The organism is Bradyrhizobium ganzhouense, from assembly GCF_049949285.1.
GTDB classification, from domain to species: Bacteria; Pseudomonadota; Alphaproteobacteria; order Rhizobiales; family Xanthobacteraceae; genus Bradyrhizobium; species Bradyrhizobium ganzhouense.
Genome location: NZ_CP181318.1, coordinates 5,212,301 through 5,227,510 on the forward strand (window position 1 = coordinate 5,212,301; position 15,210 = coordinate 5,227,510).

The 15,210-nt window shown below is 63.6% G+C and carries 11 protein-coding genes; 3 read left to right on the forward strand and 8 right to left on the reverse strand.

The window, feature by feature from the left end; genetic code table 11:
* Positions 1 to 41 precede the first annotated feature (41 nt).
* From ACLFLU_RS23895 to ACLFLU_RS23910, 4 genes are all read right to left on the reverse strand, one after another.
* Positions 42 to 566 (reverse strand): hypothetical protein, encoded by a 525-nt coding sequence (locus ACLFLU_RS23895; RefSeq protein WP_426414056.1) that lies wholly within the window; start codon positions 564 to 566, stop codon positions 42 to 44.
* Positions 567 to 672: 106 nt separating this feature from the next.
* Entirely contained in the window at positions 673 to 4,176 is a 3,504-nt protein-coding gene (gene dnaE / locus ACLFLU_RS23900; protein ID WP_426414057.1) for a DNA polymerase III subunit alpha, read from the reverse strand.
* A gap of 511 nt (positions 4,177 to 4,687) precedes the next feature.
* On the reverse strand, positions 4,688 to 5,407 hold the full coding sequence (locus ACLFLU_RS23905; protein WP_426407310.1) for an outer membrane protein: 720 nt from the start codon (positions 5,405 to 5,407) through the stop codon (positions 4,688 to 4,690).
* 93 nt (positions 5,408 to 5,500) lie between these two features.
* Positions 5,501 to 5,731 (reverse strand): hypothetical protein, encoded by a 231-nt coding sequence (locus ACLFLU_RS23910; protein ID WP_426414228.1) that lies wholly within the window; start codon positions 5,729 to 5,731, stop codon positions 5,501 to 5,503.
* Between ACLFLU_RS23910 and ACLFLU_RS23915 the strand changes: the two genes are divergently transcribed.
* From ACLFLU_RS23915 to ACLFLU_RS23925, 3 genes are all read left to right on the forward strand, one after another.
* The gene (locus ACLFLU_RS23915) at positions 5,689 to 5,988 is read left to right on the forward strand and encodes a DUF3551 domain-containing protein (protein WP_426407311.1); all 300 of its coding nucleotides are present in this window, start codon (positions 5,689 to 5,691) and stop codon (positions 5,986 to 5,988) included. The genes ACLFLU_RS23910 and ACLFLU_RS23915 overlap by 43 nt on opposite strands.
* A 70-nt stretch (positions 5,989 to 6,058) precedes the next feature.
* On the forward strand, positions 6,059 to 7,294 hold the full coding sequence (locus tag ACLFLU_RS23920) for a hypothetical protein (RefSeq protein WP_426407312.1): 1,236 nt from the start codon (positions 6,059 to 6,061) through the stop codon (positions 7,292 to 7,294).
* 230 nt (positions 7,295 to 7,524) lie between these two features.
* Positions 7,525 to 9,288: an FAD-binding oxidoreductase gene (locus ACLFLU_RS23925; protein WP_426407313.1), complete on the forward strand. Its 1,764-nt coding sequence runs from the start codon at positions 7,525 to 7,527 to the stop codon at positions 9,286 to 9,288.
* Between the two features lie 91 nt (positions 9,289 to 9,379).
* On the opposite strand, the gene ACLFLU_RS23930 is transcribed toward ACLFLU_RS23925, so the two are convergent.
* From ACLFLU_RS23930 to ihpA, 4 genes are read right to left on the reverse strand one after another with little or no spacing between them, the layout of a single operon-like run.
* Entirely contained in the window at positions 9,380 to 9,751 is a 372-nt protein-coding gene (locus ACLFLU_RS23930; protein WP_426407314.1) for a hypothetical protein, read from the reverse strand.
* Entirely contained in the window at positions 9,748 to 12,954 is a 3,207-nt protein-coding gene (locus ACLFLU_RS23935; protein WP_426407315.1) for an efflux RND transporter permease subunit, read from the reverse strand. The genes ACLFLU_RS23930 and ACLFLU_RS23935 overlap by 4 nt, the downstream gene beginning before the upstream one ends.
* Positions 12,947 to 13,894 carry a divalent metal ion exporter adaptor subunit IhpB gene (gene ihpB / locus ACLFLU_RS23940; protein WP_426407316.1) on the reverse strand — a complete coding sequence of 316 codons (948 nt, stop codon included), beginning with the start codon at positions 13,892 to 13,894 and terminating at the stop codon, positions 12,947 to 12,949. The genes ACLFLU_RS23935 and ihpB overlap by 8 nt, the downstream gene beginning before the upstream one ends.
* On the reverse strand, positions 13,891 to 15,162 hold the full coding sequence (gene ihpA, locus ACLFLU_RS23945) for a divalent metal ion exporter subunit IhpA (RefSeq protein WP_426407317.1): 1,272 nt from the start codon (positions 15,160 to 15,162) through the stop codon (positions 13,891 to 13,893). Before ihpA ends, ihpB begins: the two co-directional genes overlap by 4 nt.
* Positions 15,163 to 15,210: the final 48 nt, after the last annotated feature.

Sequence of the window (15,210 nt, forward strand, 5' to 3'; positions counted from 1 at the left end):
GCCGCGATGGCGTCACAAATCTTCAACGCCCCGCTCCGCGCCTATTGCGCCAGCTTCAGCTCGGCGATCGTGGTACGCGCCGCCGTTTCATCCAGCGCCATGAAATCCATCGGGCCCTGGTTCTTGTAGCCCGCGGTCATCGCGAGCGTGAGGCCATAACCCAACAACCCTGTGCTCGCATTTGCGATCACCGCATTCTTGCGGTCGCTCATGCGCGCAACAAAAAACAGGGTCTCGCCCGAACGAGCCGCGAAATCGATACGCGTAACGCCCGGAAAGCCCGCCTCCTCTGCCACGAATTGATGCTGACCGGCCGGACGATCGGCATAGACATAGGTCCCGGTCTTCAGACCGGTGAGCGGCGTGCCGTCGAGGCTGAAGCCCCATCCTGCATCGGCAAGTCCGCCATAGCCTTTTTCACGAAGCACCACGATGCGCGCCTGCCCTGCCTTTGGCGGCCCGACCTTCCGCAACGTTTCCGAATAATCCAGCCCGCTCCTCGCGGTCGTCTCACAGCCGCATAGCAACACCGCGGCCACGAGCAGCACCAGCCCACGTACTAGCATCACGCCCCAGAACCTCATTCCCCGGAGGCATGCTAACCGGAAACATCGTTTGGTTGCAACGGCGGGATCGCATCTATCACACCGATCATGCCTTCGCGGCAGTAGGCTAGATCTGCTGCACGTCCACCACGCCGGCCACCGCCTTGATCGCGCCGGCGATCTGCGGCGAGACCTTGAAACGGCCGGGCAGCTTCATCTCCACCTCGGTCTCGAGGTCGAGCATCATCACCAGCGAGACTTCGCCGTCGCCGTTCGAACGAGGCGCGATACCGGGGCTGCCGATCTTTGGCGCGGCGCCGTTCGTGCCCGCGGCCTCCGGTCCGGCCAGGCGCTTGGCGATCGAGTCCAGCGGCTTGGTGTCGCGCACGAAGATGCGCAGACCCTTCTGCGTCTTGGCGGCAGCGTCATCCAGCGGCTCGGCATGCAGCACGCGGGCGCGAACGTCCTCGCCCTGCAATTCGGCGCCGAGCTGGAGCAGCACCGCGGCGCCCGGCTCCAGCACGTCGCGATATTGGGCAAGGCCTTCGGAGAACAGCACGGCCTCGAAATGGCCCGTGGGATCAGACAGGCCCATGATGCCCATCTTGTTGCCGGTCTTGGTGCGCCGCTCCATGCGCGACACCACGGTGGCCGCCACCTTGCCGGCGGTGGCACCTGTCTTCACGGCACGCGAAAATTCCGCCCAGCTCTGCACCCGCAGCCGCTTCAGCACGGTGGCGTAATCGTCGAGCGGATGGCCCGACAGGAAGAAGCCGATCGCGTCATATTCGCGGCGCAGCCGTTCGGCCGGCAGCCACGGCTCGATCTGCGGCAGCATGATGGTGGGCGCATCCGCCGACATGCCGAACATATCGTTCTGGCCGATGGTCTCGGCCTGATGCGCGCGCTGGCAGGCGGCCAGGATCGAGTCCGCGCCGGCGAAGACCCGCGCCCTGTTCGGCTCCAGCGTGTCGAAGGCGCCGGCGGCGGCGAGACTTTCGATGATGCGCTTGTTGATCGCGCGCGGATTGACCCGCGCCGCAAAGTCGGCGAGCGAGGTGAACAGGCCCCGCTTGGTCCGCTCCTCGATGATCTGGTCGATCGCCTGGATGCCGACGCCCTTGAGCGCTGCGAGCGCGTAGTAGATGACCTTGTCGCCTACCTCGAAGGTCGCGCCGGAGCGGTTGATGTTCGGCGGCTCGACCTTGATGCCGAGGCGCTGCGCCTCGGAGCGGAATTCGGAGAGCTTGTCCGTGTTGTTGAGATCGAGCGTCATCGACGCTGCGATGAACTCCACCGGATAATGCGCCTTCATGTAGGCGGTGTGGTAGGACACCAGCGCATAGGCCGCCGCGTGGCTCTTGTTGAAGCCGTAGTCAGCGAATTTCGCCAGCAGCTCGAAGATGGTCTCGGCCTGCCCCTTCGGCACGCCGTTCTTCACCGCACCCGCGACGAAGATGTCGCGCTGCTTGTCCATCTCGGCGCGGATCTTCTTGCCCATGGCGCGGCGCAACAGGTCGGCGTCGCCGAGCGAATAGCCCGACATCACCTGCGCGATCTGCATCACCTGTTCCTGGTAGATGATGACGCCGAAGGTCTCCTTCAGGATCGGCTCGAGCACGGGATGCAGATATTCCGGCTCCTCGTCGCCGTGCTTGCGCGAGCAATAGGTCGGGATGTTCGCCATCGGGCCCGGCCGATAGAGCGCGACCAGCGCGATGATGTCCTCGAAACGGTCAGGGCGCATGTCGACCAGCGCGCGCCGCATGCCCTGGCTTTCAACCTGGAACACGCCGACCACCTCGCCGCGCGCCAGCATCTGATAGCTTTCGGCATCGTCGATCGGCAACGTCGCGAGATCGACATGGATGTCGCGCGGCTTCAGCAGCTTCACCGCGACGTCGAGCACGGTCAGCGTCTTCAGGCCGAGGAAGTCGAACTTGACGAGGCCGGCGGGCTCGACCCACTTCATGTTGAACTGGGTCACCGGCATGTCCGACTTCGGATCGCGGTACATCGGCACGAGTTCGCTCAAGGGGCGATCGCCGATCACGATGCCGGCGGCGTGCGTCGAGGCGTGCCGCGTCAGGCCTTCGAGGCGCTGGGCGATGTCGAAGGCGCGCGCCACCACCGGGTCTTCGTCGCGAAACGCCTGGAGTTTCGGCTCGCTCTCGATCGCAGCCGCCAGCGTCACCGGCGCGGCCGGATTCTGCGGCACCAGTTTTGTCAGCTTGTCGACCTGGCCGTACGGCATCTGCAGCACGCGGCCGACGTCGCGCAGCACACCGCGCGCCTGCAACGTACCGAAGGTGATGATCTGCGCAACCTGGTCGCGGCCGTAGCGCTCCTGCACGTACTTGATCACCTCGCCGCGGCGGTCCTGGCAGAAGTCGATGTCGAAGTCCGGCATCGAGACGCGCTCGGGATTGAGGAAGCGCTCGAACAGCAGGCCGAACTTGATCGGGTCGAGGTCGGTGATGGTCAGAGCCCACGCGACCAGCGAGCCTGCGCCGGAGCCGCGGCCCGGTCCGACCGGAATGCCCTGGCTCTTTGCCCATTTGATGAAGTCCGACACGATCAGGAAGTAGCCCGCGTACTTCATGCGCATGATGACGTCGAGCTCAAACGCCAGGCGCTTGTTGTAGTCCTCTTCCGTCATGCCCTGCGACAGGCCGTGCACGCGCAACCGATTGGCGAGCCCCTCCTCCGCCTGCCGTTTCAGCTCGGCCGACTCGACCGCGGCGGCATCGGAGCTTGCCGCGGCACCGACCGTGAAGAACGGCAGGATCGGCTTGCGCGTCATCGGGCGGAACGAGCAGCGTTCGGCGATCTCCACTGTCGACGCCAGCGCTTCCGGAATGTCGGCAAACAGCACCGCCATCTCGGCGCGGGTCTTGAAGCGGTGATCGGGCGTGAGCTGCTCACGCTCGGTCTCCGCGATCAGCCGGCCGCCGGCGATGCAGAGCAGCGCATCATGCGCCTCGTAATCGTCGGTCGACGCGAAATATGGCTCGTTGGTCGCGACCAGCGGCAGGCCCTTGGCATAGGCGATGTCGATCAGTCCGCTCTCGAGGCGCCGTTCCTTGTCAATGTTGTGGCGCTGCAATTCGACATAGAGACGGTCGCCGAACAGGCCGGCGAGACGCTCGCAGCGCGCGGCCGCAATCTCGGCCTGCCCCGCCGCGAGCGCGAGCGAGATCGGCCCGTCCGGGCCGCCGGTCAGCGCGATCAGCCCTTCGGTCTCGCCGTCGAACCAGTCGAACTTGATGAACGGCGCGTGGCTGTCGGGCGATTCGAGGAATGCGCGCGAATTCAGCCGCATCAGGCTGCGATAGCCGCGCTCCTGGGCGGCCAGCAGCACCACGCGCGACGGCGGCAGCGCGTTGCGCGCGTTGGGATCCTGGTCGCCGAAATCGATCGCGAGCTCCAGGCCGACGATCGGCTGGATGCCGGAACCCGCCATCTTGTCGGAGAATTCCAGCGCACCGAACAGATTGTCGGTGTCGGTCAGCGCCAACGCAGGCTGGTGGTCCTTCTTCGCCAGCTCGGCGAGCTTGGCGATCTTGATCGAGCCCTTGAGCAGCGAATAGGCCGAGTGAACGTGAAGGTGGACAAATCCGGCGCTCGGCATGGTCGCGTGACGGCCTCTTGTGGGATGCGTTGGAGCGATCGCCGGCAGTGGAGGCATCCCCTGCACTCGCCCAGCCGACTCGCCTCACAATGGTGGGGCGTCGTCGCGCCAGAGTCCACGCCGCAGCGGCTGATCGGCCACCTCATCCCGCTTTTCCTCAAGGAGCCCGACAAGGGTCGGCCCGCAGGGGCCGCCGTCAGGCTCCCGACCCTCGGTTTACAAAACCGCAAGTCTAGAGCTGCGGAATCACCTGGGCCCAGATCGCGATCATCCCGACGAACAGCGCGATCGACGTCAGTGCAGCGGCTTCTTCCACGAAAATCCTGAACATGGCTTGCTCCATCACCAGAACGTATGAAGAACATTGTTCTCATTTCGTTCTATGGAGTCAAGCAAACTCAGCCGCTTCGAAATGAAATGGTTAACTCGCTGAATTCACGAAACAAAAAAGCCCCGGCGCAAGGCCGGGGCTTTCGACAATTGCTCGAAAGGAGCGATTGGTCTCAGTAGCTCAGTACTTCGCGATGATCGGACCGCCGAACTTGTAGTTCAGGCGGACGAGACCCATGTCGACGTCCTGCTTGATGTGGTCGGTCTGGAAGCCGGCGAAGGTAACATCCTTGCCCGACAGGAAGATGTGGTTGTACTCGACGCCAACCGACCAGTTCGGAGCGAAGCCGAACTCGAGGCCCGCACCGACAGTGCCGCCCCAACGGGTGTCGTTGACCGAAGCAAAGGTCGCGCCGGCAGCACGCAGCTCGTTCTTGGTGCCAACCACAGCCGCACCGCCCTTCACGTAGAGCAGGACGTTGTTCCAGGCGTAGCCGACCTGACCGGTGAGCAGACCGAACGAATCGATCTTCGAACGATCGGTGAAGCCGGTCAGCGCGCTCAGGTTATCGCCGGAGAAGTCAGCCCAGTTGCCCTGGCCTTCCAGGCCGAACACCCACTGTGCCGACTGCCAGCGATAGCCAACCTGACCACCGACCGTGCCGCCCGTGGCGTTGTGGGAACCTTCGCCGCCAACCAGCGGAGCGGTCTGATTCCAGGTCGTGTGAGCGGAAGCGCCGCCGCCGTTGATACCGATGTAGAAGCCGCTCCAGTCGTAGACGGTGGCGATCATCGCGGGCGCCTTGGTGTAAGGCCGCGCGGCGAGGTCAGCAGCCAGCGCCGGTGCAGTCGCGCTGATCGCGACGAGGCTCACAGCAGCAAGCAACAAATTCTTGTTCATTTGAATCCCGTTCCAGTTTCGTCGTTAGGCCCCCGGGCCATGGCGACGTCATAACAGCCATCGACGGAATTGCTGTAACCTCGACGCCACAGTTCACGCCAAAGGGCTGCGCTGCATTAATAAAAATTTAGCGGCGCGCACGCGGAAACCCTTTGAAACAAGAGTCTTCAGCAGTTCCAACATCATCGACAGGACATGCAGCGCGAGTGCGCGTAACGACGTCGCGCGCACAATCATGTGATTGGAGAATCGAACAATGCGCGAATCGTTTTCTCTCCCCATTGTCGCCACATTCTCGCGCGCGATCGCCACAATCGCGTTCATGTCGGGCGCGCGCGCAAACCTATGACCCCGACTATCCGGTCTGCATGCAGATCTACGGCCGCGTCAGCTATTTCGATTGCCGTTACGCCTCGCTGGAGCAATGCAGATTTTCTGCTGCCGGCCGCTCCGCAAGCTGCGTCGTAAATCCGTATTTCGCGCGGAAGAAGCCGGCCCCCCTCGCCGCTCGCGGCGGGTCGATTGAGGGATCGATGCCCCTTGCCGCGGCCACAGCCTCCGGCACGCGGGATTGCCACTAAAAGTTGTGACCACTCCGATCATCCTGTAGCGTCGACGCGTGTCCTTCAATGCGCTCGGTCCCGTCAATTCATGCTTGCCCGTATCCTGCTCCTCGTGCTCTCGCTCTCGATCCCCGGGGCACTGCAAGCGGAACAGACGCCGGCCGAAATAGCCGGGTTTGCCCCAAGGCTGACGATCTATCTCGCCAAAGGGCCCCCAGACGCTTGCGGGCCGGGCTGCGATCGCTGGATCGCCATCGAGGGGCAGATCGATAATGACGCAGCGTCGCGCGTCCGCCGCTTCCTCGCCGGCGTCAAGGACACGCAGCGTCCGATCTATCTTCATTCGCCCGGCGGCAATGTGGAGCAGTCCTACGTCATCGGGCGGCTGTTGCGCAGCCGCAAGGCGGTCGCGCGGGTCGGCCAGACGATTGTCACCGCATGTGCCGCGGGCACGCAGCTGGACGCCGCATGCCTGAAGATGAAGAACGCAGGCGGCGAGGTCGAGGCCGATCTCACCACCTACCATGCGATGTGCAACTCGGCCTGCGGTTACCTGTTTCTCGGCGCGACGTCGCGCGAGGTGGCACCCGACGCCGCGCTGGCGGTCCATAACTCCAGGCTCGTCCTCGCCATTCACGGCCATCCGCCTCCGGGATTGCTCGCCGAGCTCCGGCAGCGTCGCACGGCAGCCGCCGACCGCGACCGCACCGCGTATATCTCGGCGATGGGGATCAGCCGCGAGCTTGACGATCTGATCCACACCGTGAAGTTCGAAAACCTGCATTTGCTGACGCGCACCGAGCTCGACAGGTTCGGGATCGACACGCGACCGCTTGCCGAGACGATGTGGCGGCTGGAGAAAGGAGCCCGGCCATACATCAGCAAGTTCGCAACGCTGAAGAACGAGAACGGCCCGTCGTTCCGAACGATGGAATGGCGCCTGTATTGCGACAGCAAAAATCGCGTGCCGCTGATGTTCGCGGCCGAGATCGACGGGGCTGCGATCGGCAAACGCACAATCATGATGACGGCGGACGCTGCCCCCAACGAGGAAGTCGGAGGATTTTCGATGCTGGCCGGCAAATACGAAATGTGGAGCGGCTCTCTCGATTTCGGCACATTCAGGGCGATCATGGCGTCCCGCTCCGTGCATGTCCGGGAGATCACGCGGAAGCCGGACGAAACGGCAGACACGACAAAGTTCGACATCGACGCCACGGGCCTGCCGTCGGCGTGGAGGCAGCTCGAGGCATCATGCCCTCCGGCGACGGCCGCCCCGAAGAGCCCCTGGCCAGCACTTCCTGTACCAGGTCGTGGCAGCTAAGCCCTGGGCTCGTCGACATCATCGACTGCCTGGAACGAGGGGAAATCCCAAGATCGAAATGAGCTTGGTTGCGCGTAGGACGACCTATCGCGTCGTTTCGTCCCTACGACAGTGCCGTTCGTCACGGCCCGCTTATCCTCATCACCGTACAGACCCCATTCATCCCTCCTGGCTCGCTTTTCGACGCAGGATTGCCGACAGATCCGTCAAGCAATGCCTGGAGAACCGGAATGGACCGTCGCCACTTTCTAGCTACTGCTGTCTCACTGGCCGCAGGTTCGGCACTCGGCAAGGCGCAAGCGGGCATCGCCCCTACCAGCCGCCCGCGGCCAGGCCAGGCTGGCTGGCCTTCCGACGCGGACTGGTCGGCGCTGAATCAGGCAACGTCGGGACGCCTCACCCGGGTTCCGTCCCCCAACCTCGGGACGGCTGACGCAAAACAGCTCCTGGCCAATCCGTTCTACATCGGCGATCAACCAGGCCTGACCGAAAGTTCGGGCTGGTTCGAGGCCTGGCGCTCAGAGCCAAGCACCTACATGGTCGTAGCCGAGAGTTCGGCAGATGTTGTAGCGGCCGTGCGCTTTGCCAAGGCGCACAACCTGCGCCTCGTCGTGAAAGGCCGCGGCCACAGCTATTTCGGCGCCTCCTGTGCACCGGATTCGCTTTTGCTGTGGACCCGCAAGATGGACGCAATCACCGTTCATGACCGTTTCATTCCCACAGGCTCAAACTCAGAACCGGTTCCGGCTATCACGGCGGGCGCGGGCTGCATGTGGCTCCACGCCTATCAAGCTGCCGCCAGCGCCGAGCGATACGTTCAGGGTGGCGGCTGCACCACCGTTGGTGTCGCGGGTCTCGTGCAGGGCGGCGGGTTCGGCCACTTTTCCAAGGCGTTTGGAACGGCGGCCGCGAGCCTGCTCGAGGCCGAGATCGTGACTGCCGACGGCGAGATTCGTGTCGTAAATGAAACGCGCGAGCCGGAGCTGTTTTGGGCGCTCAAGGGCGGAGGCGGCGGCACTTTCGGCGTCATCACGCGGCTGACGCTCGCAACCCATCCACTGCCCGAATCCGTCGGTGCGGTAAGCGCCACGTTGCGCGCCCGCTCCGACGATGCCTACCGTAAGCTGCTGACCCGCTTCGTCGCGTTTTGCGCGACAAGCCTCTGCAATCCGCATTGGGGCGAACAGGTTCGGGCGCATCCAGACAACCGCCTCGAAGTGCGCATGGTCTTCCAGGGCCTGACGACGAACGAAGCGCGCGCAGCTTTCAAGCCCCTGCTTGATTTTGTTGCAGCCCATCCGGACGATTACGCTGGCATGGACTCGCTTGAAGTGGCGGGCGTGCCTGCCCGCTACTTCTGGAACGGTTGGCTTTATCGCCTGTTCGCCCGCTCCGCCGTCATCTTCGATGAACGCTCTGATGCGCCATGGACAGACTATTGGTGGAAGGGCGATGGCGGGCAGGTCGGCGCTTTCTGGCACGCGTACACGTCAGCCTGGTTGCCGAGCTCGCTACTTGACCCGGAGAACCGGACTCTCCTTGTCGATGCGTTATTCACCGCAAGCCGCCACTGGGCAGTCGGCCTGCATTTCAACAAGGGTTTGTTCGGCGCACCGCGGGAGGTGATCGCAAGAGCAAGGAACACGGCAACGCATCCGGACACATTTGATGCCTTCGCTCTTGCGATCATCGCAGCCTCCGGGCCAACCACCTTCGGTGGTCTTGCTACGCCCGATCCTGCTCTCGCCAACGCGCATCGGGACCGCGTGAACGCCGCGATGGAAGCGTTGCGTACCGCGGCACCGAACACCGGTGCGTACGTCAACGAGTGCGACTATTTCCAGTCAGACTGGCAGAATGCGTTGTGGGGTCCGAACTATCAACGGCTCCTCGACGTCAAGCGGCACTACGATCCAGACGGACTGTTTTTTGTGCATCACGGCGTTGGCACTGAAGGCTGGAGCGCGGACGGATTTACCCGCCTGCCATCGTAGGGAACAAGTTCCTGGCGCATGATCCGGTAGAGTGTGTGGTCGCTGGCCGCGCCCCTACACCGGCGTGTAGATCACGAGCTTCAGCGCGAGACTACTTTTTGAATTTTGCCTGGCCCGACTTTCCTTCGGCAGTCTTGATCGTGAGAGTGACCGTCGCGCCGGGAGGAATCGGATTCTTTGCCTCGCCCTTGAGCGCGTTTTCGCCTTGGGGCGCAAGGGTGACCGTTTCGCGGGCCGACCCACCGGCAATCAGCACGGCGCCGACATAGCCCTTGGTCGAGACCGGCTTCGCCTTGAAGGCCTCGAAGACGTTGATGGTGACCGTGTTGCCCGACGTCAGAAGTTCCGCATCGATCCCGGCGACGTCGAGCATCAGCCCGCCATTCGGTCCTTTTTCATAGTCCTCGGCGGAAACCGGCGCCGCGAACAAGATGGTGGCGATCAGCAACAGCACATACTTCATGACGGCACTCCTTGGCGGGGGGATAAGTTCGATCGTGCACTGGACGGCTCTTCCCGTCTGAACAGGACGTAGAGCGCCGGCAGCACCAACAGGGTGAGGATGGTCGACGAGATGATCCCGCCAATGACGACGGTCGCGAGCGGCCGCTGCACCTCGGCGCCGGCACCGGTGGCGATCGCCATCGGGACGAAGCCGAGCGAGGCAACGAGCGCGGTCATCAGGACCGGCCGGAGCCGCGTTAGCGCGCCTTCCCGGACCGCGTCCACCAACGCATGGCCTTCCCGTCGAAGCTTTTCGATGAACGTGATGATGACGAGACCGTTGAGCACGGCGACCCCTGAGAGCGCGATGAAGCCGATCCCGGCGCTGATCGAGAGCGGGATTCCGCGCAGCAAGAGCGCCACGACGCCCCCGGTCAGGGCGAGCGGCACGCCGCTGAACACAAGCACCGCGTCGGGCATCGAACCTAGGCTGATAAAGAGCAATAGGAAGATCAGGAAGAGCGCGAGGGGCACGACGACCGTCAGACGCTGCGTCGCCGAGACAAGTTGCTCGAACTGACCGCCCCAGCCGATCCAGTAGCCGGGTGGAAGCTTCACCTTCTGCGTCACCTGCTCCTGGGCGTCCGCGATGAACGACCTGAGATCGCGTCCCCTCACGTTCGCCGTCACCGCAATCCGCCGTTTCCCGTCTTCGCGGCCGATCAGATTGGGGCCGGGCTTGAGATCGACCTGAGCAAGCTCGGACAGCGGCACGTAGCGGATTTGAGCGAGCGGCGAATTGCTCCAGAGAGCAGTGGTCGCCTTGGGGTTCTCGATCGGAGGTAGCGGCACCGGCAAGGACCTGATCGCGTCGATATCCGAGCGCAGATCGTCCGGCAGTCGAACAACGATGTCGAAACGCCGATCCCCTTCGAACAGGCGGCCGGCGTTCTTGCCGCCCACGGCCATCTCCACGAGAGTCTGCACGTCTGCAACGTTGATTCCATAGCGCGATAGGGTTTGGCGGTTCAGCTGGACGGTGAGCACTGGCAATCCTGTCGCTTGCTCGGCCTTCACGTCGGCGGCTCCCTCCACCTTCTGCAGGACGCCTTGGACCCGGCTCGCTGCCTGGGTCAGTTCGTCCAGGTTGTCGCCGAATATCTTGACGGCGACATCGCTCCGGACGCCCGAGATGAGTTCATTCATACGCTGCTGGATCGGCTGCGAGAACCCGTAGGCATTGCCGGGGACGTCTTCCGCCGCCTCCTGGATTTCCGCGACGACGGCCGCCTTCGGCTTCTCGGGATCCGGCCATTCCTTTCGCGGCTTCAGCATGATGTAGCTGTCCGAGTTGGATTGCGGCATCGGGTCGGTTGCGACCTCCGCCGTGCCGGTGCGGGCGAACGCCTCCTTCACTTCGGGAAGCTTGAGCAATCGCCTTTCCAGCATCGCTTCCATCGCCACCGATTGGGGCAGGCTGACGCTGGGGATGCGGACCACCTCGGCCGAAGCATCCCCTTCGTCGAGACCGGGAATGAACTCACCACCCATGCGGGAGGCCGCGATCCCGCAGACGACGACCAGAAGGGCCGCAATGACCGCGACGCCTAACCTGTTATTGATCGAGGCGGCCAGCAGCGGCGCATAGATGCGGCGGGCGCCGCGCATGAACCAATTCTCATGTTCGGAGACCTTGCCGGTGACCACGAGTGCCACGGCTGCCGGCACGAATGTCATCGATAGAACACTGGCCCCGGTCAACGCCATCAGCACGGTCAGAGCCATCGGCGTGAACATCTTGCCTTCGACGCCGGTGAGCGTGAGTATCGGTAAATAGACGACTGCGATAATGAACGTGCCGAACAGGCTGGGGCGGATGACCTCGCGCGAGCCGGCTAGAATAGTCTCAAACCGTTCCTCGCGGGTGAGAACGCGACCGAGCCGGCGCTGCTCCACCGCCAGCAGGCGCAGGCAGTTCTCGACGATGATCACGGCGCCGTCGATGATGATGCCGAAGTCGATGGCGCCGAGGCTCATGAGGTTGGCGCTGACCTTGTCCTCCACCATGCCGGTGATCGCGAACAGCATGGACAGCGGAATGACGCACGCGGTCGCGACTGCGGCCCTGAAGTTTCCGAGCGTCAGGAACAGCACGACGATCACCAGCAGCGCGCCCTCGAAGAGGTTCCTCGCCACGGTTGCGATCGTCGCTTCGACCAGGCGGGTGCGATCGTAGACCGTGTGCGTGACCACCCCCTCAGGCAACGAGCGTCCGATTTCCTTGAGCCGTGAAGCGACGCGCTGCGCGACGGTGCGGCTGTTCTCACCGATCAGCAGCATGGCGGTGCCGAGCACCACCTCGTTCCCGTTCAGCGTTGCCGCGCCGGTCCGCAAATCCGTTCCTTCCCTCACTTCGGCCACGTCGGACACCCGCACCGGGATGCCATTCCGCGAGCCGACCACGATATCCTTGATCTCGTCGATGTTTGCGACCTGTCCCGGCGTACGGACGAGATACTGCTCGCCGTTGCGCTCGATGTAGCCGGCGCCGACATTCGCATTGTTCGAGGCGAGCGCCGCCATGATGTCGCGGAAGCTGAGCTTGTAGGCCATGAGTTGGGCGGGATCGGGCAGCACCTGAAACTGCTGTTCGAATCCACCGACCGAATTGACTTCGCTGACACCCGCAACGGTCCGGAGCTGCGGCCTGACGATCCAGTCCTGGATCGTGCGCAAGTCGGTGGGACTGTACGCTTCTCCGCCCGCCTTGCGGGCCTCCGGCTTGGCTTCGATCGTGTACATGTAGATCTCGCCGAGCCCGGTCGAGATCGGTCCCATCGCGGTCTCGATGGCGGTGGGTAGCTGGTCCCTCACCTGCTGGATCCGCTCGTTGATCATCTGCCTGGCAAAGTAGATGTCGGTGCCATCCTTGAAGATCACCGTGACCTGGCTGAGCCCATAGCGCGATAGCGACCGGGTGCTCTCCAGGCTCGGTAGGCCGCCCATGGCGGTCTCGATCGGAAACGTGATGCGCTGCTCGACTTCCAGCGGCGAGTAGCCGGGTGCCCTGCTGTTGATTTGTACCTGAACATTGGTGATGTCAGGGACCGCATCGATCGGCAGACGGGTGAAATTCCATGCTCCGAAGCCGGCCATCGCCAGCACGGCGATCATCACCAGCCATCGCTGACGGATCGCGAAGGAGAGGATGCCGTCAATCATTGTCCGCTCCTCCCTTAGCCAGTTCCGCCTTGACGATGAAGCTGTTCTGGGCCGCGTACAGGTCGTCTTCGAGTACGCCGAACGTAACTTCCGCGAAATCCGGGTCGCGATCGCCGATCTCGACGTCGCGGGCTTCGAACTTGTCGCCACTCCTGACGAACACGACGGTGCGGTTCTCGAGGGTCTGCAAGGCCGAGGACTTCACTGCGACCGCCACCTTCTTCGCCGACAAGGTCAATCGGCCGGTAGCGAACAGGCCGGGCCGCAGTCGCTGTTCGGCATTCGCTACGACGGCTCTCGCGAGCGCGGTCTGGGTATCGCTGCTGCCGACCGGTGATACGTATGAAATCTTCGCCTCGATCTTGGTGCCGCCGTCCGCGGGATCGATCAGGATTTGATCGCCGACCTTCACGCGGGCCAGGTTGCGCCGGTAGACGGAGAAATCGACCCACACCGTCGAAAGGTCGGCGATCACGAATGCCGGCTTCTGCTCGGAAACGAATTCGCCGAGCGTGGTTTGACGGTCGATGATCGTACCGGCAAGAGCGGCCTTCAATTCGTAAGGCGTCAGGCTTTGATTGCTCTCGACGATGGCAAGGATGTCGCCTTTTTCGACGTGTTCGCCGATCCGCTTGCGGACCTCCCGAACGACGCCCGGAAAGCGGGGCGTGATCTGAACCAGCGATTCCTGGTTGGCCTGCACCATTCCGTTCAGCGTCAGGCTGTTGTGCAGCACGGCCGGCCCCGCCTTCGCAAGCTCTATCTCGGCCGCCGCGACCTTTGCATCGCTCATCGCGACGCCGTCCGAATGCTCTTCGTTTTCGGACTTCTCCGTCGCGACCGCCTTGGTCGTCGCCGGTGTCAACATCCGATAGCCGGCGTAGACGAGCGCCCCGGCCACCAGAAGAAAGACCAAATATCGGAACAATGCTCGGATCATCTTGAACTCTCTCGCGCGAGCGAAAACGGATTGCCGACGAGCCCCTCGATGGTCGCGACGGCAACGTGGAAGTTCTGCAAGGCCTCCTGCTCTCGCAGGCGCGCTTGTGTGAGGCTCGCCTGGGCATCCAGCACCTCGAGCAGCGTGAACCGGCCTTGGCCGTAACCATCGGAAATGGCCTGTGCCGCCTGCTCCGCCTTGGGGATCGCGGCTTCGCGGAGGATAGCGAGCTCGCGCAGCGAGCCCTGCAGCGAGTCGTAGGCGCGCCCTGCGATCACGATCAGCGTGTTCCGGTTCGCCTCCCGCTCCGACCTGGTCTTCGCCAGGCTCTCCTGCGCCGAGAGGATGTTGCCCTGGTTCTGATCGAACACCGGGATCGGCACCGAGAGCGTCAGCCGGACGGCATCATCGTTGGTCTCGTTGAAGTGACGCCATCCGGCGGCGATGCGGACGTCCGGATAGGGCTTCAGCCGCGCCAGCAAAAGCTCCGCGTTGCGCTGCGCGTAGATCGCGGTCCAACGCACCAGTTGCGGATTCGCGTCGATCGCCGCCACGACCGACTGAAACGAGGGCGGCCGCCCGGCGGCATCGAACCGCCCGGAGACGGAGGCGAACTTCGGTGCGGCGTCTCCCATTAGCACGGCCAACTCGCGGCGCGCGCTGGCGAGCGTCGATCTCAGCCGTTCGCGATCTGCCTTGACCAGAGCGGACGCAACTTCGGCCCGCCCCGTCTCTGCCGGCGACGATGCACCGGCTTCGACGCGCCGCTGCAGCAGCGGGGTCAGCCTGTCGATGGCGCCGACCTGCTCATCGAGGACCTGGATCCGACGCTGCGTGCCCAGCACGTTGAGGAAGGCGATCGCGGTCTCGGACAGGACTTCCAATCTAACGGCCTGACGTTGGATCGCCGCCACCTCGACCCCAGCCGCACCAGCCGCTATGCGGGCCTCCCGCTTACCGAACCATTCGAAGGCCTGGCTGATCTGCAGCGTGGTCTCTGCCGACTTCGTCCCCCGAAATTTGCCCGTGCCGAAGGAATTGTCCTGCTCATAGGACAGCTCCGGATTGAGCAACGCTCCGGCCTGGATGCGCTGCCCCGCCGCAATGCCGACGTCGCGTTCGGCCGCGGTGAGATGGGGGCTTGCAGCAAGCGCCCGACCGAGCGCATCCCTCATGGTGAGGGTCTGCGAATGCGCGTGACCGGTCAGCCACGGACTGACGAGAAACGCCATTACGCACGCAAAATGCGTGACCGTTCTGCGAAACATGAAAATACCTGACAGGCGATCGATCGAGCGCTCGCGCGCTCCGAGAAG